The sequence below is a fragment of the Streptomyces aureocirculatus genome (genome assembly GCF_000720475.1).
Lineage (GTDB): Bacteria > Actinomycetota > Actinomycetes > Streptomycetales > Streptomycetaceae > Streptomyces > Streptomyces aureocirculatus.
In genome coordinates this window covers 26,921-45,836 of record NZ_JOAP01000008.1, presented here as the reverse complement: position 1 = coordinate 45,836, position 18,916 = coordinate 26,921, and the positions used below count along the sequence as shown (strand labels likewise).

Below are 18,916 nucleotides of genomic sequence, written 5' to 3'. Positions count from 1 at the left end.
GGACGGGGATGCCGTGGAAGTGCTTACGTGAGCAATGCGTGCGCGGAGCCGCTCGGGGACCTACCTCTTGGGCTTCCGGCGCTTGGCCTTCTCCTTCTTCGCGGCCTTGCGAAGTTCTCGCCGATGCGGAGGCCGGGGGCCATAAACCGCACCAGCTCCTCACGGAGGCCGCCGAGCAACGCGAACTCGATACGGCCCGCCGCCCGGCCCCGGTCTTGATCACGCGCATCCAGCACGTTGGCCGCAACCCCGTACGTAACAGCCGAGCCGAAGCCACCCGCCTCCGCTCGACACAGTCGATACCAGCAGCCAGCAGTACAGCATCGGCCCAGCAGCGTCCCCCGGCACAGTTACCGCTCCGGAGCGAGGGAGCCGCCCTCGGCGGTAGCGGTTGCAGGGGGCAGTCCCTCCATCGCGGCGGCCAGGTCGGCGAGTCGGAGGAGCGGCCCGGTCTGGCGGACAGGAGGCTGCTACTGAGGATCCGGCCACGCCAGCCGAGCAGGTCGATCAGCACGCGGGTGGAGGTCTCCGCGATCACTGCGGTTCGCCCGGTGGCGAAGGCATCCAACACCGGGTCCAGGACCTGGGCGAGAGGGCCAGTGTGGGCTGGCTCCGAAGTTCTGCCGCAGCATTCCGGCGGTCCTGCGGCGGGCGAGATCGGCGTCGTCGATCAGCGCGTCTCGGATGAGGGTGGATCGTCCGCTCGGGAGATGGGTGGGGATGGTGAGCCATTGCTGGCGGCTTGGTGCGTCGATGCCGGCAAGGCGCGCTCGGTGCTGGTAGTCGCGGCGGGCGAACTGCACATCGTCCAGGACGATCCAGTAGTCCGCCCTGAACAGCTTGGCCAGCGTCGTCGGCCTCGGGAACAGATTGGGCTGGTGGATCGCGCACAGCCCGCCGGGAGCAGGCTGCTCACGAGGAGATGAGGCGGCTGGTGAAGCCGGAGCGAATGAGAGATTCGTACGCTGCATGTACGTCCTTGGGGACTTCCTGCTCGATGGCGAATCCGAGCTTCGGATACTCGATGACCCGCTGGAGGTCGCCGGCGAGCATGTCCAGAACGAGCTTCTCGTCCCCGATGCTCTTCAGATAGTCGTCGAACTCCAGCGGCTCCGACGCGCAGAGAAACTCGATGTCGGGCCACAGCTTGCGGGCGGTCGCGAACGATCGTCGTTCCATGTATGGCTTGGAGACCAGCAGCACCGTCGTCGGATGGATGCCGGAGGCGGCGAGGACCTCACGGGAAAGCGTGATGTTCTGTCCGGTGTTTGCCGCGTGGGGCTCCAGCAGAATGGCGTCGGCGGGGACACCGAGGTCGATGGCGTGCTGACGGAAGTGGACTGCCTCCCCGCGAGGGAAGACCTTGGTGGTGGTGGGGCTGTTGCCGCCGGTGAACACCAGGGTCTGGAACAGCCCGGCGCGGTACAGCTCGGCGGAGCGGGTCGCGACGCCGAGGTCGTGGCTGCCCAGTCCGATCGCCACGTCGACGGGGCGCAGCTCGTGCCGCATCTGGTGGTAGTCCCAGATCAGCTTGGCCTGGTGCCACTGGTTCTCGGTGATGCCCTGACGGTCGTTGCGCACGCGTTCTCCCTGGTCACCGTTGCCGGGGCCCGGTCAGCCCCTCGCTCATGGCCTTGACGCCCTCGATGCTGCGCAGTTGGTGCACGAGTCCGTACTGCGCGGCCACCTTGGTGGCCTGGTCGAGGACGAGGATTCCATCATCCTGGGTCGCCGTATCGGAGAGCAGGATGTGGCCATGAGCGGTGTCCAGACGTACGCGTTGCATTGGTGAGTCGGTCGTTCCACTGCTTCGGGCGATGTCGATGAAGTGCAGGGCTTGAGAGAGATCGCCAGCGCCGCGGCGGGCCAGAGCGAGCTTCTGGTGGGCCACCGACCAGTCGTCCGGCTCGGTGAGGTCTTCGAACTCACGGGTCGCTGCCTGCATGACGCGGGTCGCGTAGTCGTGCTCGCCGTCTTTGCTCAGCGCCGTCCCCACCCACAGCCTTGCGCGAGCCCGGTCGCGGCGAGAGAGCCGGTCGTCGACGGCGAGGCTCTCGTAGTTGCGGGCGGCGACTTCCAGCTTGCCGGACATCTCGGTGACGACTGCGAGCGACAGATCGAGCTGGGCGACGCGGCGAGGGATGTCGAGCTGGGTGAAGACCGTCCGGGCACCGGCGTAGGAATGCTGGGCCGAGAGCGGGCCCAGGACAACGCCTTGGTCGCGTTTGAGGTCACCAAGTAAGGCCGTGGAGCGGGCAAAGAGGTACAGGCCCTTCTCGTCCAGTTCATGGGCCTTGAACCGGCCCAGCCACCGAGTGAGAAGGCTGTCGGCGAAGGCGAAGTTCTGCCGGGACAGGGAGACCACGACCCGGTCGAGGTCATCGGCCCATGACTCGTACTCCCACGCTCTGGGGCCGGACGAGGCGACACGTCTGCCGATGGTCGCGACGTTGCCGGCCATTTCCGACAGGAGCGTCTCGAAGCGCAGGTGGACTGCGGCGTCCGCTCGTCCGAGGGCGGTGTCGAGGATGGCCTGGGTATCGGGTCTCGGCTCGGTGGCGGCGAGCTTGCTCTCCCACTTGGACACGGTCGCGACCGCCAGGCCCAGACGCTCGGCGTAGGCCCGCACGCTCAGCCGCAGGGCGAGCCGCAATGCCTTGGCCTCAAGCCCGGTCCAGTGGTGCACGGTCGCCACGCGTCACTCCCTTCCACCAGCCATCGAAGCAGACGCGACGACGCGGGGGGACGGAAGTGGAACGGAAGTGGAACAGGCGGTGATTTGCAGCGAGTTGGTCCGCCGACATGCTCGAAGCGTCACCACGTGTCGAGCCATTGGACGGTCCTGAGCATGGAACCCCTCACGGAACATCGCCTGGTCAGCGGCCCGGTCGTCTACGGTTTCCTGCGGCTGGTACGCGTGCCCCGAGCACGGCAGGACGCGCTGGTCGCCTCGCTGGCCGAGTACTGCCGCAGCCACGAGCTGCAACTGTCCGGCCTCTTCACCGACCGTGTCGCTGCCGGGTCCTCCTCGGCGGCATTCACCGGTCTCCTTGACGTGCTCGCGCTGCCGGACGTCTACGGCGTCGTCGCCCCCGCCATGTCCCACCTGGGCCCGAAGGCCATAGCGGCCGAACGCGGGCGACAGATCGAATCGGCCGGTGGCCGGCTGCTGCTGGTCCGGTGCCCGCGCCCCAAACCCTCAACCGTCTCTCGACGCGCCCCCGTCCACCGCACACGCTCCGGCACCACCCGTGTCGTGGACGCCGAGTCGTGAGGACTATCGCGATGACCAAGACGATCCAGAAGTTGCCCGAATCGGTCAGCGAGGCGCGGGCCTTCACCACCGAGGCCCTGACCATCTGGGGTGTGCTGGACCGAGGCGACGACGTCCGACTCTGCGTCTCCGAACTCGCCACCAACGCCGTGCTCCACGGGACTGATCCCGGCCGCGGCTTTCTCGTCAGACTCGACGCCGATGACGAGGTCGTACGCCTGGAAGTACACGACAGCCGCCGCCAGCACCCCCACCCCCGTCGTCCCGGCGACACGGACACCGCCGGCCGCGGGCTGCTCCTGGTGACCGCACTTGCCGACGGCTGGGGCGTGAAGGACCGCACCCCGTTCGGGAAGATCGTCTGGTCGTGCTTCAAAGCCCCGAGTGGGACGACAACATGAGTGTCGCTCTCACCCCGCCCGGCCCTGATCTGCGCCTACTGGTGTCGCTCGCCGCTTGGACCTGGCAGGGCGCCGGACCGGACGGCCGCGAGATCGCGCACATCCTGATCACGCACACCCCGGCCCTGACTGACGGCGGCACCGTCGTGCCGACCGAGGACCGAATGCGGCGACTGTCCGTGTGTCTCGGTGGCCTGACCGGAGCCCGTGAAGTCATCCCGGATCCGGAGCGCCGCCTACAGCTCGTCGGCGACCGCGTGCTGCTGCATATTCCCGAGGCTTCCCGGCGACTGCAGCTACCCACTCGCCGTTCCTGGACCGAACTGGTCACCCGCACCGGCGAGGCGATTCTCCTCCTCGGTCTTGATCCGCTGCCACAGTCTGCAGACGCTCTTCGCCTCGATGCCTACCTGGACTCCGCCCTCGCAGCCGACCGACTGCTGTTCGGGCGCGTCCAGTTCCCGCCGCCAGGCCCGCGCGCTGATGTCTGCTCGACCTGCGGCGGCAGCGGCACGGACCCGATCTCGGGCCGCGCATGCCCGGACTGTTCCCTGCACTGCCGACTCGAACCGTGAAAGGCACGCCATGCACCAGCTCATCGCTGCCCCTTTCCTTGACGGCCACCTTCTGCTGCGTCCCGGAGCGCGATCCGGAGCCCGCATCCCGGCCACCCACTACGAGCAACTGCGAGCCGCCGACGGTGCGCAGACCCTGCCTGGCTGGACGGTCGACCTGGCAGCCGAAGCCTGGGGCCTCGATGTCGCCAGCGCCCCGACGACGGACACGGTCCTGATCCGCGAGCCGTCTGCTTACGGATACTGTCGGGCCTCCTGGGAGATCAACCTCGGATGTAATTTCGCCTGCAAGCACTGCTATCTCGGCGAACGGCCCTTCTCCGGCCTCACCTGGGAGAACAAGGTCAAGCTTCTGGACATCATGCGCAAGGCCGGCGTCATCTGGCTCCAGATCACTGGCGGTGAACCGACCATGGACCCGCACTTCCAGAACGCCTACCGGTACGCCTGGCTGGCCGGAATGATGCTCACGATCTCCACCAACGGCTCCCTGCTGTTCCGCCCCGACCTGCTCCAGCTCTTCAGGGAGTGCCCGCCGTACCGCCTCGTCGTCAGCATGTACGGCGCGAGCGAGGAGTCCTTCGACGCGCTCACTCAGCGGCGCGGAGCCTGGAAGGCGTTCCGGCGGGGCATGGACGCCGCCCGCGCCGCAGGGCTGCCACTGCGCATCAACATCGTCGTCACCGAGGACAACGCGAGCGAGGCAGACGCGATGGCCGCGCTCGCCAAGGAGTGGGGCGTGGAACACCACGCGTACACCAACATGACCCCGACGATCTACGGCGGTGGCGAACCCCTCCTCGCCCAGTCCGCAGACCACCTGCGCCAGCGCAAGCCGTTCGCTGGATGCAACGCCGGCCACACGTTCTTCCACGCCGACCCGCACGCCAGGGTCTCGATCTGCAAGGTCGGCCGCGACGACCAGATCGACCTCATGGCCGAAGGCGTCGAAGGACTGCGACGGCTCGGCACGATCGCCGACCACCTGATGCTTCGCACCGGAGGGTGCGAGGGCTGCGCCCTGTCCGGTACCTGCCGGGTCTGCCGTCCCCTGGCCAAGCATTACCAGGAGGCGAAGGCGCCGCTGCACAGCTACTGCCAGCACGGAGACAAGGAGAAGGTGACCTCATGACCGGACCCGTACCGGTGCAGATCCTGACAGGCTCGCCACCCAGTGCGCGCCGCGCAGCGCCCCCGGTGGCCTCGGCCGCCGTGACGCTCGTCGCGGACTTGGACGACGTCGTCGAGAGCGCCGAGTGCTCCTGCGACGCCGGCGACGATAACCCCCACTAATTCCGGCCCGACCGATGTGCTCCGGCCCGTCCCACCGACGGGCCGGAGCACGCTCACGTACAGCGCTAAGGTGCCCGCATGTTCTTCCGCTGGGACTGGCTCCGCCCCGTGCTCACCGCACCGGTCGTGCCCACCCTCGGCCCCGTCCACCCGCACGCCCTGACGGCGGACCTCTTCGAAGCCACCCTCCTCGTGGCCGCCGACCGGCGCTTCCTGCCGTACGACAAGGACCGTCGCTGGGGCAACGAGAAGCAGGAGGTCGTCCTTCCTGGCGACGTGGTCCACCACCCTGACCACACACTCATCCCGACTCTGCTGACGCGCGGCCGACGAGCGGTGAAGGTCTTCGCCTACGGTCACCGGAGCGACGTCCTGTACCAGGCCGCCGAACTCGCAGCGAAGCTCGCGGCCCTTCACGGAGCAGCCTCTGCTCGTGTTATCCGGCCACTGGGCCCGGAGACGACCCATACACATGGCGTCCGCATCCAGCTCAAGGACTTTACGGCGCGGTACTGTCCCCCCTCCGCCGGCCCCGTCCGTCGGCTCGAAGACTGGCCCCTCCCCATCCGCGGCACCTTTACCGCCTTCGCCCAGACGATGGCGGCCGACGGCTTCGCCTTCCTCGACCGTCAGATGAAGACCAAGGGATGCGGCCCAATCCTCGTGGCCGTGGTGGAGGACCGTGTTGTCGGTGCCATCGGCCCCATGGAGATCTGTCCCGACCCCACGGGTGCTGACCAGCTCATGCCGCAATACTTCGCCGTGCACCCAGAGGCTCGCGGGCACGGACTCGGCCGGCACCTGTGGCGGGCGGCCATGCACTGGGGCCAGACTTACGGCGCGGTGTACCAGCTCCTCCAGACCGAAGTCCGGGGAGCCTCGGATCACCTCTGTCGTAGCGAAGGGCTCGCCACGCTGGGTTTTCTCCACGACAGGAGGGTCTGACGCAGGCTTGGCACGTTCCTGCTAACGATCAGGCCGCCAGGTGTCAGTGGGACGCGCTAGCCTGCTCGCGTGATTGCAGGTGCTCTGCCCAGGCTGCACGAGTTAGGCCAGGAGCATGGGCAGCCAAGTGAAGCTACGAGTCTGCTCTCCGACCCGCCGCTGCTGGTCGGCCTACGCGAGCAATACCCCGAAGGCGGCCTTGCTGTCTGCCAGGGTTCGGACCAACTCGGCACATGGCGACCTCACTTGGCACTAGGCTGATCCATCAGTCAGCAGCGCTGCGTGCGTCTTGTGACACTCAGCGCGCTACGGGATTATTGATCTCGGTCAGATGAGCGGGGGTTTCTGGTGGGTGCGTTCGAAGCGGGTGGACAGTGACGGAATTCATTCCCGGCGTTGGCGCCGGGTCTTTGCTGCGGTCTGAGCTGCTTGCCGATGGTCGGTCGACCCGGATAGGTGCGATTCACCAGATCGACTACGGCCAGGCCGTCGTGCTGACTCACGATCGCTGGAAGTTCGACGCCGGTGGTATTCCGCAGTTCTCGTTCCTCCTCGCGACCGCGCAGGACGTCAACGAGCCACACGTCGACGATGACGAGGTGCTGCTTCTGCGCGTGGAGGGCACGTCGCCGCTGTCGCTTGAGCGCGACCTGCACGCAGTGCGCGAGGAGTCCCTGCGAACGGCTCTGTCTAACAACCAGGACCCATCGCCATCCGCCGTGCTCGATGCGGAGCTCGACCCGTTCACCAAGAACCGCGTGTCGTTCACTGGTGTGCGATGCAAGATCCTCGGCACCTTCTACGAAGACGACGTGGATGGGCAGAAGGTGCTGGAGTTCGGTGCCGACGTGGACAACTTCTACGCCACGTCCACGTACCGAGTCCTGAAGCCTATCGGTGACGGCCTCGCGACGATCGCGTCCTACCTCAAACCGACCGGACGCCCGGTGGAACGCGTACGCATCGGCGCGGTGCGGTACTCCGCTACGCGGCGGCGAGCTAAAGCCGCCAAGCAGGCCGACGCCGCAGTCGAAGTCAACATCCGGGACTTCATTGGCAACAAGACCGCCCTGCTCGGCATGACTCGGATGGGCAAGTCGAATACCGCGAAGATCATCATCGCGCGCACGTTCGTGGTCTCCGAACGACAGCGCGCCGCTGGCGGTCACCCCATTGGTCATCTGATTTTCGACCCGCAGGGGGAGTACGCCAACCCAAATGTGCAGGATGATACCGAGATTGCGGCGATCGGTGCGGACCATGTCCGGATCTTCAAGTTCGGTGCGGACGGCACGCAGCCGCACGTTAAGCCTCTCAACATCAACTTCTTTTCTGAGAATCAGATTGACGCAGTCCAAGGGTTGATTTCCGACACTCTTAGCGGCGATGAGTCTGGTTACGTCAAGGACTTCGCGGGTATGTCCTACGCGGATGTTCCAGGAGATCGCTCCGCCACCACGCATGCCCAACGTGCCCGGCTTGTTCTCTATGGCGCGCTGATGCGTGCGGGCTTCGCAGTGCCGACAAATTTTCGCGCGCGAATCAATATCAGCGCCGCTTTTCAGCAGAAGATTGTCGCCGAACTCGGCCGTAACCCGTTTGTGCAAGTCGGGAACAGTGCCAATTTCGTGGCCGTCGCTGCAGCAGACGTAGAGAATGTCGTCGACAAGATTGTGGAGCTGCGCGACGCCGGAGACGCCGACGCGAGCAACTTCGCCAAGGATGTCCGCTGGAAGAGCGTTGAGCCAATTTTCACGACTCGCAGCGGGAACCGCAGCGTCCGAGGCTGGCGAAATCTGAACCCACTGCGCTCGTTTCACAGCCCAGCGACACAGAACGACCCTGCGATCGAGATCTACGAGGAGCTTCTCCGGGGGCGCATTGTGATCGTCGATTTGCATGTCGGGGCCGAAGCTGTGACCAAGGCGCTGAGCGAGTCGATTACGCGTCGACTGCTTTCTAAGCAGACCGAGGTGTTTACCTCTGGGCAGGAACCGCCGCACATTCAGGTGATGCTTGAGGAGGCTCACAACCTGTTCTCGTCGGATCGCTATAAGGATGACCTTGACGTCTGGGTCAAGCTCGCCAAGGAAGCGAGCAAGCTGAATCTCGGCATGACCTACGCCACGCAAGAGGTCTCGGGGGTGGCGCATCAGGTCAAGGCGAATACTGCCAACTGGGTTGTCGCCCATTTGAATAACACGACAGAGGTGCGGGAGCTGGCCAAGTTCTACGACTTCGGGGCGTTCTCGGATGCGATCATCGCCTCCGAGGATCGTGGGTACGTGCGGCTCAAGACACTGTCCTCGCCGTACATTGTTCCTGTCCAGATCGATCGGTACGACATCGCGCTCGTCAACGAAGCACGAGCAGCGGCTGGTGACCCGCCGTTGACGCTGAACGGTACGGCACTCTGATGCCGTACGAGACCGTCGGCGGGGCTCACGAGATCGCCTCGCGGCTGGGGCATTCGGCGGCTGCCATCCGGGCGATCGCGGACCAACGCACCTTCCATGTCCCGGCTGAGGCGATCCAGGACCTGGATTCGATCCGCGAGCGAATCCGTCCGCGGAGCGACTTCGCGGCCCCGCCTGTGCCAGACCGACTCACTGCTGCGCTGGCGATCGATGGTTCACACGTCGTTGAGCAGGTTCGTGACGGCCTGCCATCGGTCCTGTACGGGTTTGCACAGGCCGCCGCAGCGTACGTGGACCTCGGAGTTTTGGAATCGCAGCGGGCCGAGCGGTTTGTCGACCCGTACAAGATCGAGCGTGCGGTCAACACCGCCATCGTGACGCTTGATCTGCCTGTCTCCGGCGCGTACACGCGTGCCGACGCCGACATCGTGACCTCGTGGCGAGAGGTCATCAATGAGCTATTTCGGCAGAAGAAGATCGACGTCAATCGCCTCGACCAGCCGCTACTGGACCTGCTCTTCCTTCTCCACGGCGCTCCCGGTGCGCCAGCGGCTACAGTGCCGGTTAACTGTCCGACGCAGGACTGCAAGAAGGACATTCCTGTGCCGCCCGCTGGTGCCGACTGCGACGCGTGCGGCGTGCACCTTTTCCCCACCGACGTGCTCCGTATACATGAGGAGGTTGGCGAGGAGGGGACGAACCAGTCCGCTCTCGGGCGGCTCATGTCGGTGATCGAGCTGTTGGTGCTGGTCGGGCTGGCGACGCTGCTGTGGGAGCAGTCTCGCCAGAAGGCTCTTCCCACGACGCTGTTCATCGTCGATGGCCCGCTGGCCGTGTTCGGCACACCAGCAAAGCTGCGCGGGCGAGCCCTTGAATACTTCCAAGCGATGGGCAGGGCTACTCCGGGCAACGCGCCATACGTCTGTGGGATTGAGAAGTCCGGAGTTCTGGTCGACTACGCGCGCCAACTGGCCCGGCACGACATTCTCGAACCGGGTGACCTGTTGGTATGCGACGAACAGATCATTGCGCGAGTCGTAAACGCCAACAACGCCCGCGCCTACGGTAAGGAGACATACTGGGGCCGCAAGTTCGTGTATCGCGCGCTTGACGGGCGAGTTGTCGTCCCGACCGTGCCACCACCGATGGGTGCACCGTATGATGCCAACGGCGGCCAAGCCGACCCGGCGGCCTACCCGACGTTGCCTGCAATCCTCGACGTGATCGACCGGACTGGTTCCTCGATGTACATCGACGGCATCATCCCAGTGGCGGCCGCGCACGGGAAGGCCGCGTTCCCGATCGGCGTGGGCACCGATGTGCTCCGCCTCGTAGCCACCAAACGTCTCGGTCTCGACTCGTCTGCTGGACAAGCGGCTCCGGTACGGTTTACCCCATGATCGAGAATGTGGCTGTGCCGCCGGCCGCCCCCCTCTGTGATGCTCACGCTGCACATGTTGCTGCGCCCGCAATCCCGACGCACATTCTCGACAACCCCCGCCCACTCGTTTCACCCCTCGGTATCGTTGACCACGCGCTCATGATGAGCAGGTACCAGTCACCCCTGCGCTATCCAGGAGCAAAGTCATCCCTCGCGCCGGTGATCGCCCGAATCCTGGATGCCGCCAAGGGGTCGAGGGCCGTTCCGGAAATCAACCTCCTGGTCGAGCCTTTCGCCGGCGGAGCGTCAGCGTCCTTGCGACTAGTTGGCCAAGGGCTCGTCGACCGAGTGCTGCTCGCTGACGTGGATCCCTTGGTGACTGCCTTCTGGCAGACCGCGGCCGCCGATACTGAGGCGCTGATCGACCGTATGCATGACGAGTGGACCCGATACGTCAAGCCGGGTGGAGTAACCGCTGTCGATCGGTGGGACTATTGGCGTTCCTGGGTGCCCACTCGCAAAGCAAAGCCTGCCACGGTCCGACTGGACCTCGCGACACAGTGCCTATTCCTAAACCGCACAACGTTTTCTGGAATCCTTCACGGTAAGGCAGGCCCGATCGGCGGGCGCAAGCAAGCAAGCCCGTACGGCATCGGATGCCGGTGGAATCCGGAAGCTATAGAGGAACGACTTCGATATGTCGGTCACCTTTACGAAGTCGGCCGAATCGTCGATGTCTGGCACAAGGACTGGCAACAGACACTCGATGACGTGCCCAGCTATTATCCGCAGTTGATCCCGTCTCGCGTTGTTGCTTACCTCGACCCGCCCTACATCGAAAAAGCCTCGCACTTGTACCGAACCTCTTTCGACCCTAGAGGTGGATACGGTGGCAACAGGGCTGGCAAGGCGGGGTCGGATGACCACATGCTCCACATGCAGCTCGCCGGATATCTGCGTACCAAGGCGCAGTTCCGCTGGCTGCTCAGCTACGACAACAACCCAATGCTGACCGAGAGCACTTGGCTCTATGCGCACACTCGCATGGCACCTAGCCGCGTGGACCGAGAGATGCTCGGCGTACGCTCGTGGCCCTTGACTAAACGGTTGGTGAAGACGCGCTACAGCGCTAGTGGTAAGACGGGCAAGCGCAATGCCGATGAACTCCTCATCACGACCCTTCCGCCATCCACTGTCCCCGTAGATCACCAACTGCGCGAGCTGCCTTGATTGCGCCGCTGGGTTGACGGTTGCCACGCGCGGCTTTGGCGGGCTCGAAGCGGTCAAGAGTGGCCAGCCTGCGTGAGCGATGCGTGAGCGGATGGGGCGGCACCGTCTGGATTAGGCATCATACCGATCGGGGCTGCACGTCTCTGACCTGGTAAGATGGGATTCGGCGTCACCGCCCGGTAGTAGCCGGGGTGATCTTGCAGGCCCTCGTAATGCGTAGGTCTCGGGTTCGAATCCCGAAGGCGGCTCGGATTAACCCCAGGACTCACTCGCCGTGACCTGGGGTTTTTTCATGTCTGCGGCGTGTGGGAGCGCACGGCTGAGGTGCCGTGGAGGGGCTTTTGTGAGCTATGAGTGAGCGGAGGACTGCCTATCTGATCGCCGAACGCGACAATGCAGATCCCGAACGACCGTCACGACTTGGTGCCGCCGGCTACGGCCCCGACGCGGTCGCCCTGGCACAGAATCTGGCGCCCGCATCACTGAATGGAGTGTCGCCCGCGCCGCTGTATCGCACATGACTTCCATCCGGCTGGCGCCCCAGACAGCGAACTACCGAAGGGACACGTCATCGGCAAGATGGATAGCCACACCGTCCTGTCCTTCAGCAGGATGAACGTCTAGGCACCCTAAGCGACATTTTTCGGTGAGCTCCGGACTGCCTTCCACCGATTGTCGTCCGCCTCGCGGTCGAGACGCGCGATCTCGGGGTCGCCCTCGAAGTCGTCTTGCATGATGTCCTCTGCATGCTTGACCACATGCTCCAACCGGTTGACGAAGCCTCGCATCTCCTCCAGCGCGCTCCGTGCCTCGGCCGGACTCAACTCGCCCAAGTGGAGGCCGTAGCCCAGCCACCATCAGGTTGTGGAAGGCGTCAAGTTCGGGGCTGCAGAGTCCGACGGCATTGGCCTCGGCGTGGTTCTGTTCCAGTTGGAGGGTTATGCGAGCGGCGTCTGCATCCGACTTTTCGCTGCGCGGTGTGTCCTTGGCGGTGCTGGTGACGGGTTGCGAGGCGAGAGGAGCGAGGCACCTGTCGTCGGTTGTGGCATTCGGGTCCGAGAGGCTCATGGAGACTGATTCCTCCTTGGGGTTGCGTACGCCTTTCTTGTCGGTTTAGTCACGCTGGCGGAAACGGTCGAGAGGTGTTGCTCTCGTTCGAGTAGCGCTACCTCGGACTTCAGTTGAGGCCTGCCGGGGAAGCGTGAAACGCAGTCTTTCGTCGACCCAGGTCGCCGGAGAAGCAGGGCCGCCGGCTGCGTGAGCGATGCGTGAGTTCGAATCCAGAAGGCGGCTCACTTGAACCCCGGGTCGGATCCGTTCCGGCCTGGGGTTTTTCCGTTCGGTGGAGGCGTCGGCGGGGGGGGGGGGGGGGGGGGGGGGCCCCCCAAATTTCGGGGGGTTTTTTGGGGCCCCTGGCGGGGGGGGGGGGGGGGCGGCCGGGGGGGGGCGGCGGTGCACATGGGCGGTCGCGGCGGCCCGTAGCGCGTTATGGGCCTCCCGTGTGCGCTCCCGCCCGGCTGCCAGGGCGGTTTCGACGTGCTCGGCGAAGCGGCCTTCAGCGGCCTGGCCGACGTCGATGTGACTCAGCTCGACCGCTGCCCAGAGCGCTGCCGAAGCAGCTTGGACAAGCTGTGGATCGGCCGTGACGAGGCTGAGTCTGTCGAAGGCCCTGGTGATCTCGGATCGGGCTCGATAGCGAGCGGTGCGTGTCTCTCGGTTGTCCTGCTCGCCCTCCCGAATGTCGGCGATCAGAAGCCAATGCGCCTCCCGGTACGTCATCACCGCGCCGAGCAACTGTTGAACGGCATCGGCGATCAGTTGGCGCTGCTGTTCTCTGCGTGCTCGGCGCTCGGTAAGAACCTGCGTAGCGCCGGCCAGCGCCACGCCGCCCAGTGTGCCAAGGACGGCAATGACGGTCCCCCACATGCGTCCCCCTGAGTCTCCATAGGCTTTTGAGTTCCAGGGACGCAGTCTGACGTAGCCACCTGAGGCTGCATGCCGAGCCGCATCCAGGGTTAGCCGCCAGGTGGCATGGCGGGAAGCGTCCGGGCGACGTGCTCAGGGTTCAGAGGCCAGAGCTCACGGCCGCCCCGCAGTCGGCTCCGCCGTGGTAGGGGAGAGCTGGCGTTCGAAGAAGGTTTCCAGGGAGACCGTCGCCTGGGTGCCGCTCACGCCGTCGATGGCGTAGATCCGGCGCAGGACGTCCTGGAGTTGCTCGGTCGTCGGGGTTCTGACCTTCAGGAGGAGTGAGGCGGCGCCCGCGATGATGTGGGCCTCCAGGACTTCGGGGATGGCGGCGAAGGCGTTCGCGGAGTCGCCCATCCAGGACGTGGAGTCGACCATCACGTAGGCGAGGAAGGCGCCGCCGATGGCCGTGGGGTCGACCTCGGCCGTGGTGCGGCGGATCACGCCGCTCTCGCGGAGCTTCCGTACGCGCTCGTGGGCCGCGCCCGGCGAGAGGCCGACGGTCCGGCCCAGTGCGGCGTAGGACTGCGTGGCGTCCTCCTGGAGCTGCGCCAGTAGGGCGCGATCTATGTGATCCACGACTCTCCGTTCGGGGTGTTCTTGTTCTGAGCATAGTTCATCCTGCAAAGTGCTCGATATGCAGAATCCTGTTCGGTCCGGTTGGTGAGGAGTGGGTGTGGCGTGAGCAGTGAGCCTGGTGGGTTGTACGAGGCGTTCGACGAGCGGTTCCGTACGGGGAGGTGCATGAACGGCGACGATCGGGTCGAGGTGCTGTACAGCGGGTGCCGGTGGGCCGAAGGGCCCGTCTATGTGCCTGCGTGGCGGCAGGTGGTGTGGAGCGACATTCCCAATGACCGGATGTTGCGGTGGGACGAGGAGAGCGGGGACGTCAGCGTCTTCCGGCGGGCGCCGGGCACTCCAACGGCAACACCCTCGACCGGCAAGGCCGGTTGGTGAGTTGCGAGCAAGGAAATCGGCGGGTCACCAGGACCGAACACGACGGGTCGATCACCGTGCTCGCCGATCGATGGCAGGGCAAGCGGCTCAACAGCCCCAACGACGCCGCCGTGAAGTCCGACGGGTCCGTGTGGTTCTCCGATCCTGACTTCGGTATCACCAGTGACTACGAGGGGTACCGGGCGGAGAGTGAGATCGGGCGGAATTGTGTGTACCGGGTTGATCCCGGGGGCGCGGGCGGCGGTGGGGACGTTCGCGTCGTCGCCGACAGTCTCGGGGCGCCCAACGGTCTTGTCTTCTCGGACGACGAACGGCAGTTGTTCGTTTCCGATACCCGGGACGGCGTCATCCGGGTATTCGATGTGCGGGAGGACGGGTCCTTGTCGGACGGGCGGGTTTTCGCCGAGGCCGCAGGCCGGCCGCGGGCCCGGTTCGACAATCTTCGGTTCGACGACGAAGGGCGGCTCTGGGTCGCCGCCATGGATGACGGCGTGCACTGTTACGACCCCGACGGCACCCTGATCGGGCGGCTCGTCATCCCTGAGACCGTCGCCAATATCGCCTGGGGCGGCGGCAAGCGCAATCGGCTCTTCATCGCCGCGCAGAGCAGTCTTTATTCGGTGGTCATGGGGGTCACGGGGACTCATCCGACCGGGGCCGGGAGGCGGGGGAGGCCCAGCCAGTAGGGCCCCAAGGGCCCGGCCCGCTCACACCCGCTGCTCCGGTTCGTAGTACTCCGTGAACAGCTTGCCCACCAACTCCCCACGGCTCGACACATTCAGCTTGGCGAAGATCGCCTTGATGTGGTCGCGGACCGTGTGCGGGGACAGGTGGAGTTCCTCCGCTATGCGGCCGGTGGGCAGACCGCGGGCCACGCGCCGGGTCACTTCCAGTTCGCGGTCGGAGAGCTCGTACGCCTGGACGATCAGAGGGGTGACCTCGGAGACCGGGGCGCGTTCGATGACCACCGCGGAGACGCCGAGTCTGCCCTCGCCCTCGCGCAGGCAGGAGGCGTGGCAGATCAGCCAGTGGCCGGTGCGGCTGCGCATCCGGATGCGGGCCGTGCCGTGCTCGCGCTCCTCGGCTATCGCCCGCGCCCGCATCGCCGTGTTGTGCACCCACAAGGGGATGCGGATGCCCAGGCCCGTGACCGCGGTGGGACCCTCGGGCATCTCCTCCAAGTGCCGCCTCGCCTCGTCGTTCGCCGAGATCAGGGCGCCGTCCGTGCCGAAGAGGAGCAGGCCCGTGCCGGACAGGCCCTCGGTGGCGCGATCGGGGCGCTGTTTGGCGTACGAGCGGAGCCTGCGCGCGATCGGAGTCGCGAGGCCCTCGATGAAACGGCGCTCCACCGCGCTGAACGGTGGCCTGCCCGCCAGCCGGAACAAGCTCACGTACCCGTGCGGCCGCCCGTCGACGCGCAGCACCGCACGCAACTCGTCGTGCACCCCGCGCGGCGCCAGGAAGCCCTTGTAGAGAGTCGAGCGGTTCAGCTCGCCGCCCGTGCTCTCCCACAGGCCGGCCACCGGCACCGGCGCCCGCACGAGGTCGCGGAACAGGTTGATCTTCTCGCCGAACAGTTCGTACTGCCAGTACACGGCGCAACTGCGGTCGTCGATGTTCTCCGCGACGATCGGCGACGTCATCATGCCCGTCTCCGGGTCCGTCGCACGCCAGACCGCAGCGTCGTACGGGACCGCCGTGCGCAACTGCGCCGCCAGGGTGCTGAACAGGGTCTGCGCGGACTCGGCGCGGCCCACACGTGAGATGAGTTCCTCGCGACCGATCACAGTGGACATGCTCCGGAGCTCCGTTCCGGGGTCGCCTGCGGATGCGTCCACCGTACGCCATTCGGTCATTCCCGGCCGGGTCCGTCACCCCGGCCGCCCGCGCCGACGCCCGCCAACACCCCCTTGTCTCACCACACTTCGTCCGGCAGCCACTGCGTCTGGCGTTCCGCTTCGGCAAGGACGGGCGCGTAGTCGAGCACATCCGCCGTCGGCATCTGCGGACCCACGTACACCGGATCGAGCCGGACGTCGTCGATCCCCAGCGGGCGCAGGAGTGCCCGCAGGGCCGGAGCGGACAGCCTGGTCCAGCGCTGGGTCTCGCCGAGCGCCGCGTACAGCAGGCCCTCCGCGGTGAAGGCGAGGCCGACCCGCCGCTGCCCCGCGCCCGGCCGGGCCGTCCGCACGGCGAACGCCCCGGCCGGGTTCGGCCGCACGGGGACGTAGAGGAGCCCGCCCGCCGGGCTTCCCCCACTCACGCCCCCCTCACTCACGCTCCCCTCACTCACGCCCCCCTCGCTCCCGCCTCCCCCACTCACGCCGCGCCTCCCCGCGTCCGCCTCACCGGCCTCACCCACTACGTCTCGAGGCAGAACTCGGTCAGCGGGTAGCCGACGTGCCGGTCCTCGGTCGGGAGGTGTCCGAGCACCTTGTCGCCGGGCTTGAGTTCGGTGCTGTTGAGGACCTTGGCGCCCGGGCCGAGTACCCGTACGTGCCAGTCGTCCTGGAGGATCAGGTTGGCCTCCCGGCCGTCGGGGGCGACGGCGTTCACCGAGATCAGCGGGCGGGTCTCGATCTTGACGCGGCCGACGGTGACGAGCCGGGTGCGGCCCTCGGTGTCGACGGCGACGATCTTGCTGCCGGCCTTCAGCTCGCTGAGGTAGTTGGTGCGGCCGTTCTGGGACATCGTGTACGAGTGAATGGCGCCCGCGTTCACGCGGAACGGGCGGGTCGGCATGTACGGCAGCGGGTGCGTCTCGCTGACGCACAGCACCATGCCCTTGGAGTGCGAACCGACCAGGATGCCCTCGTCCTTGCGGAAGTAGGTGCAGGTGTCGACGCAGGCGCGCTCGCCCATGCCGACGTGCTCGGTGGAGACGACCTCCAGTTCCACCAGGCTCAGGTCCGGGGTCTCGGCCTCCACCACGGCCTTCAGGGCGGCCGCGTCGCCGACTTTGCGCGGCGCCATCATGACGCCGTCGGAGCCGAGTTCGAGCACACCGAAGATGATGTCGGCCTCCTCGACGTCCGCGGCCACCGTGATCAGGCTGCCCGGCGAACCCGTGGACGCCGCGATCACGATCTCCAGCGGGATCTTGGTGGGGTCGCGGAAGAGCAGCAGGCTCCACCGCTCCGTACGGGCCGACTGGCAGGCGTCCTCCAGGGTCGGCGCGTCGATGATCTCCACGAACCGGCCGAACTCCACCTCGGGGTGGGCGAGCGCCAGCTCGGCGGGGGTCACGGCGTGGAACGCCGGGTCCACGATGACCACGGTCGCCTCGCCGAAGTCCTCGGGCAGCGCACGCCCGCGCGGGAACAGCACTTTCTTGACCGTCGGGGGCAGGCCCGCGAGGTCGGCGGGATCCGCGGCGACGATGCCGTCGAGCCGGTGGTGCAGGGCCTCCTGGACGATGGCGTTCTTGGCCTCGCCGAGGTCCCGGATGTCCAGCCAACTGAGCTTCATGGGGTTGGGCTCCTAAGTTCACTTGGGGTGAGTGCCGCGCGGCGCGGCGCGGGGGAGAGGGGTGAGACGGCGAGGAGGTCAGGCACCGTGAATGAGGTCGGCCAGCTTCCCCGCCATCGCCCCCGGATCCGGCGCCTCGAAGACGTTCCGGCCCATCGCCACGCCCGCCACGCCCGAGTTCAGGGCCTCCGTGACATGGGCGAGTACCTGGCCCTCGTCGTCGTTGCGGGGGCCGCCGACCGTGACGACGGGCACGGGCGCGCAGGCCACGATCTCCTTCATCCGGTCGACGGAACCGACGTAGGGTGTCTTCACCAGGTCGGCCCCGAGGTCGGCGGCGACCGTCACCGCGTGCTGGACGAGGGCCGGGTCGCGCGGGTTGCTGATCTTCGGGCCGCGGGGGTACATCATCGCGAGCAGCGGGACGTTCCACCGGTCGCAGGCGTCGGCGACGGCGGCCAGGTCGGAGATCTGCCGCTGCTCGCCGTCCGAGCCCAGATTGACGTGCACGCTCACCGCGTCCGCGCCCAGGCGCAGGCTCTCCTCCACGCCGCCGACCAGGTACTTGGCGTCGGGGTCGGGGGCGAGCACGGTGCTCGCGCTCAGGTGGACGATGAGTGAGGTGGAGCCGAACCACTGCGGGTCGATGTGCCTCAGGGCGCCCTTGTGCAGCACGATCGCGTCCACCCTGTTGGTGGCGAGCCGCCCCACCAGCGCGTCGATGCCCGCGCCGCCGGTGACAGGGCCCTGGGTCACCGAATGGTCGAGCGGCACGATCAGCAGCCGTTCGGAATCGTTTCGGTAGAGGCGTCGCAGGCGGAGTCGCCTGCCGAACGCACCGTTGGAGATCATGGGGTTTCCGCTCCCTCCGTGCCTTTTCTGGGGCCAACTCTCGGCGGGGCGCGCATTCTTGCTGTCTCGTACGGATATCGGGCGCGGACGGGCAGGGATATCGGTGGGAAACACCGGCTCCCAAGACTCTTGGGAAACCGGCGAGAAAGGTGTCCACC

Annotated in this window: 19 protein-coding genes and 1 pseudogene; 10 read left to right on the top strand and 10 right to left on the bottom strand. The window is 66.5% G+C overall.

Features of this window, described 5'->3' with window-relative positions; all coding sequences use genetic code 11:
• Positions 1-470: 470 nt before the first annotated feature.
• Genes IG78_RS45460 through IG78_RS0109655 form a run of 3 tightly spaced genes read right to left on the bottom strand, consistent with a single transcriptional unit; the run spans position 471 to position 2,695 of the window.
• Entirely contained in the window at positions 471-971 is a 501-nt protein-coding gene (locus IG78_RS45460; RefSeq protein ID WP_318657860.1) for a WbqC family protein, read from the bottom strand.
• Positions 913-1,581: a YdcF family protein gene (locus IG78_RS0109660; RefSeq protein WP_030561177.1), complete on the bottom strand. Its 669-nt coding sequence runs from the start codon at positions 1,579-1,581 to the stop codon at positions 913-915. The genes IG78_RS45460 and IG78_RS0109660 overlap by 59 nt, the downstream gene beginning before the upstream one ends.
• A gap of 13 nt (positions 1,582-1,594) precedes the next feature.
• On the bottom strand, positions 1,595-2,695 hold the full coding sequence (locus IG78_RS0109655) for a helix-turn-helix domain-containing protein (protein ID WP_030561174.1): 1,101 nt from the start codon (positions 2,693-2,695) through the stop codon (positions 1,595-1,597).
• 153 nt (positions 2,696-2,848) lie between these two features.
• Between IG78_RS0109655 and IG78_RS0109650 the strand changes: the two genes are divergently transcribed.
• From IG78_RS0109650 to IG78_RS45455, 9 genes are all read left to right on the top strand, one after another.
• A complete protein-coding gene (locus IG78_RS0109650; RefSeq protein WP_030561172.1) occupies positions 2,849-3,274 on the top strand; it encodes a hypothetical protein in 426 nt (141 codons plus the stop codon).
• Positions 3,275-3,285: 11 nt separating this feature from the next.
• A complete protein-coding gene (locus tag IG78_RS0109645; RefSeq protein WP_030561170.1) occupies positions 3,286-3,675 on the top strand; it encodes an ATP-binding protein in 390 nt (129 codons plus the stop codon).
• On the top strand, positions 3,642-4,250 hold the full coding sequence (locus IG78_RS0109640) for a hypothetical protein (RefSeq protein ID WP_249926092.1): 609 nt from the start codon (positions 3,642-3,644) through the stop codon (positions 4,248-4,250). The genes IG78_RS0109645 and IG78_RS0109640 overlap by 34 nt, the downstream gene beginning before the upstream one ends.
• Positions 4,251-4,260: 10 nt before the next feature.
• Positions 4,261-5,382, top strand: a complete 1,122-nt coding sequence (locus tag IG78_RS0109635) for a radical SAM protein (RefSeq protein ID WP_030561166.1) — start codon at positions 4,261-4,263, stop codon at positions 5,380-5,382.
• Entirely contained in the window at positions 5,379-5,543 is a 165-nt protein-coding gene (locus IG78_RS50095; RefSeq protein WP_169749684.1) for a hypothetical protein, read from the top strand. The genes IG78_RS0109635 and IG78_RS50095 overlap by 4 nt, the downstream gene beginning before the upstream one ends.
• 78 nt (positions 5,544-5,621) lie before the next feature.
• The gene (locus tag IG78_RS0109625; RefSeq protein WP_030561165.1) at positions 5,622-6,488 is read left to right on the top strand and encodes a GNAT family N-acetyltransferase; all 867 of its coding nucleotides are present in this window, start codon (positions 5,622-5,624) and stop codon (positions 6,486-6,488) included.
• A 374-nt stretch (positions 6,489-6,862) separates the two neighbouring features.
• Positions 6,863-8,905 carry a helicase HerA domain-containing protein gene (locus IG78_RS0109620; RefSeq protein ID WP_078965025.1) on the top strand — a complete coding sequence of 681 codons (2,043 nt, stop codon included), beginning with the start codon at positions 6,863-6,865 and terminating at the stop codon, positions 8,903-8,905.
• Positions 8,905-10,305 carry a hypothetical protein gene (locus IG78_RS0109615; RefSeq protein ID WP_030561161.1) on the top strand — a complete coding sequence of 467 codons (1,401 nt, stop codon included), beginning with the start codon at positions 8,905-8,907 and terminating at the stop codon, positions 10,303-10,305. Before IG78_RS0109620 ends, IG78_RS0109615 begins: the two co-directional genes overlap by 1 nt.
• Positions 10,302-11,516: a DNA adenine methylase gene (locus IG78_RS45455; protein WP_078965026.1), complete on the top strand. Its 1,215-nt coding sequence runs from the start codon at positions 10,302-10,304 to the stop codon at positions 11,514-11,516. Before IG78_RS0109615 ends, IG78_RS45455 begins: the two co-directional genes overlap by 4 nt.
• A gap of 629 nt (positions 11,517-12,145) precedes the next feature.
• Here the strand turns inward: IG78_RS45455 and IG78_RS0109605 are convergent.
• The 3 genes from IG78_RS0109605 to IG78_RS0109595 all read right to left on the bottom strand — a co-directional run bounded on the left by IG78_RS0109605 (position 12,146) and on the right by IG78_RS0109595 (position 14,060).
• Positions 12,146-12,349 carry a hypothetical protein gene (locus IG78_RS0109605; protein ID WP_030561158.1) on the bottom strand — a complete coding sequence of 68 codons (204 nt, stop codon included), beginning with the start codon at positions 12,347-12,349 and terminating at the stop codon, positions 12,146-12,148.
• 280 nt (positions 12,350-12,629) lie between these two features.
• On the bottom strand, positions 12,630-13,295 hold the full coding sequence (locus IG78_RS53050; protein WP_488356433.1) for a hypothetical protein: 666 nt from the start codon (positions 13,293-13,295) through the stop codon (positions 12,630-12,632).
• A gap of 300 nt (positions 13,296-13,595) precedes the next feature.
• The gene (locus IG78_RS0109595; RefSeq protein ID WP_037687273.1) at positions 13,596-14,060 is read right to left on the bottom strand and encodes an Lrp/AsnC family transcriptional regulator; all 465 of its coding nucleotides are present in this window, start codon (positions 14,058-14,060) and stop codon (positions 13,596-13,598) included.
• A 165-nt stretch (positions 14,061-14,225) separates the two neighbouring features.
• Here IG78_RS0109595 and IG78_RS41865 point away from each other — a divergent pair.
• A pseudogene (locus IG78_RS41865) lies at positions 14,226-15,124 on the top strand (SMP-30/gluconolactonase/LRE family protein).
• Between the two features lie 21 nt (positions 15,125-15,145).
• Here the strand turns inward: IG78_RS41865 and bagY are convergent.
• The 4 genes from bagY to bagB form a co-directional block, all read right to left on the bottom strand.
• Entirely contained in the window at positions 15,146-16,234 is a 1,089-nt protein-coding gene (bagY, locus tag IG78_RS0109585; RefSeq protein WP_030561155.1) for a LuxR family transcriptional regulator BagY/FevT, read from the bottom strand.
• Between the two features lie 119 nt (positions 16,235-16,353).
• Entirely contained in the window at positions 16,354-16,701 is a 348-nt protein-coding gene (locus IG78_RS0109580) for an SAV_915 family protein (protein WP_157855772.1), read from the bottom strand.
• A 98-nt stretch (positions 16,702-16,799) separates the two neighbouring features.
• Complete coding sequence (gene bagC / locus IG78_RS0109575; RefSeq protein ID WP_030561151.1) at positions 16,800-17,906, bottom strand: bagremycin/ferroverdin biosynthesis 3,4-AHBA synthase BagC/FevH; 1,107 nt, start codon at positions 17,904-17,906, stop codon at positions 16,800-16,802.
• A 78-nt stretch (positions 17,907-17,984) separates the two neighbouring features.
• Positions 17,985-18,758: a bagremycin/ferroverdin biosynthesis DhnA-type aldolase BagB/FevI gene (gene bagB, locus IG78_RS0109570; protein WP_030561149.1), complete on the bottom strand. Its 774-nt coding sequence runs from the start codon at positions 18,756-18,758 to the stop codon at positions 17,985-17,987.
• Between the last annotated feature and the right edge of the window lie 158 nt (positions 18,759-18,916).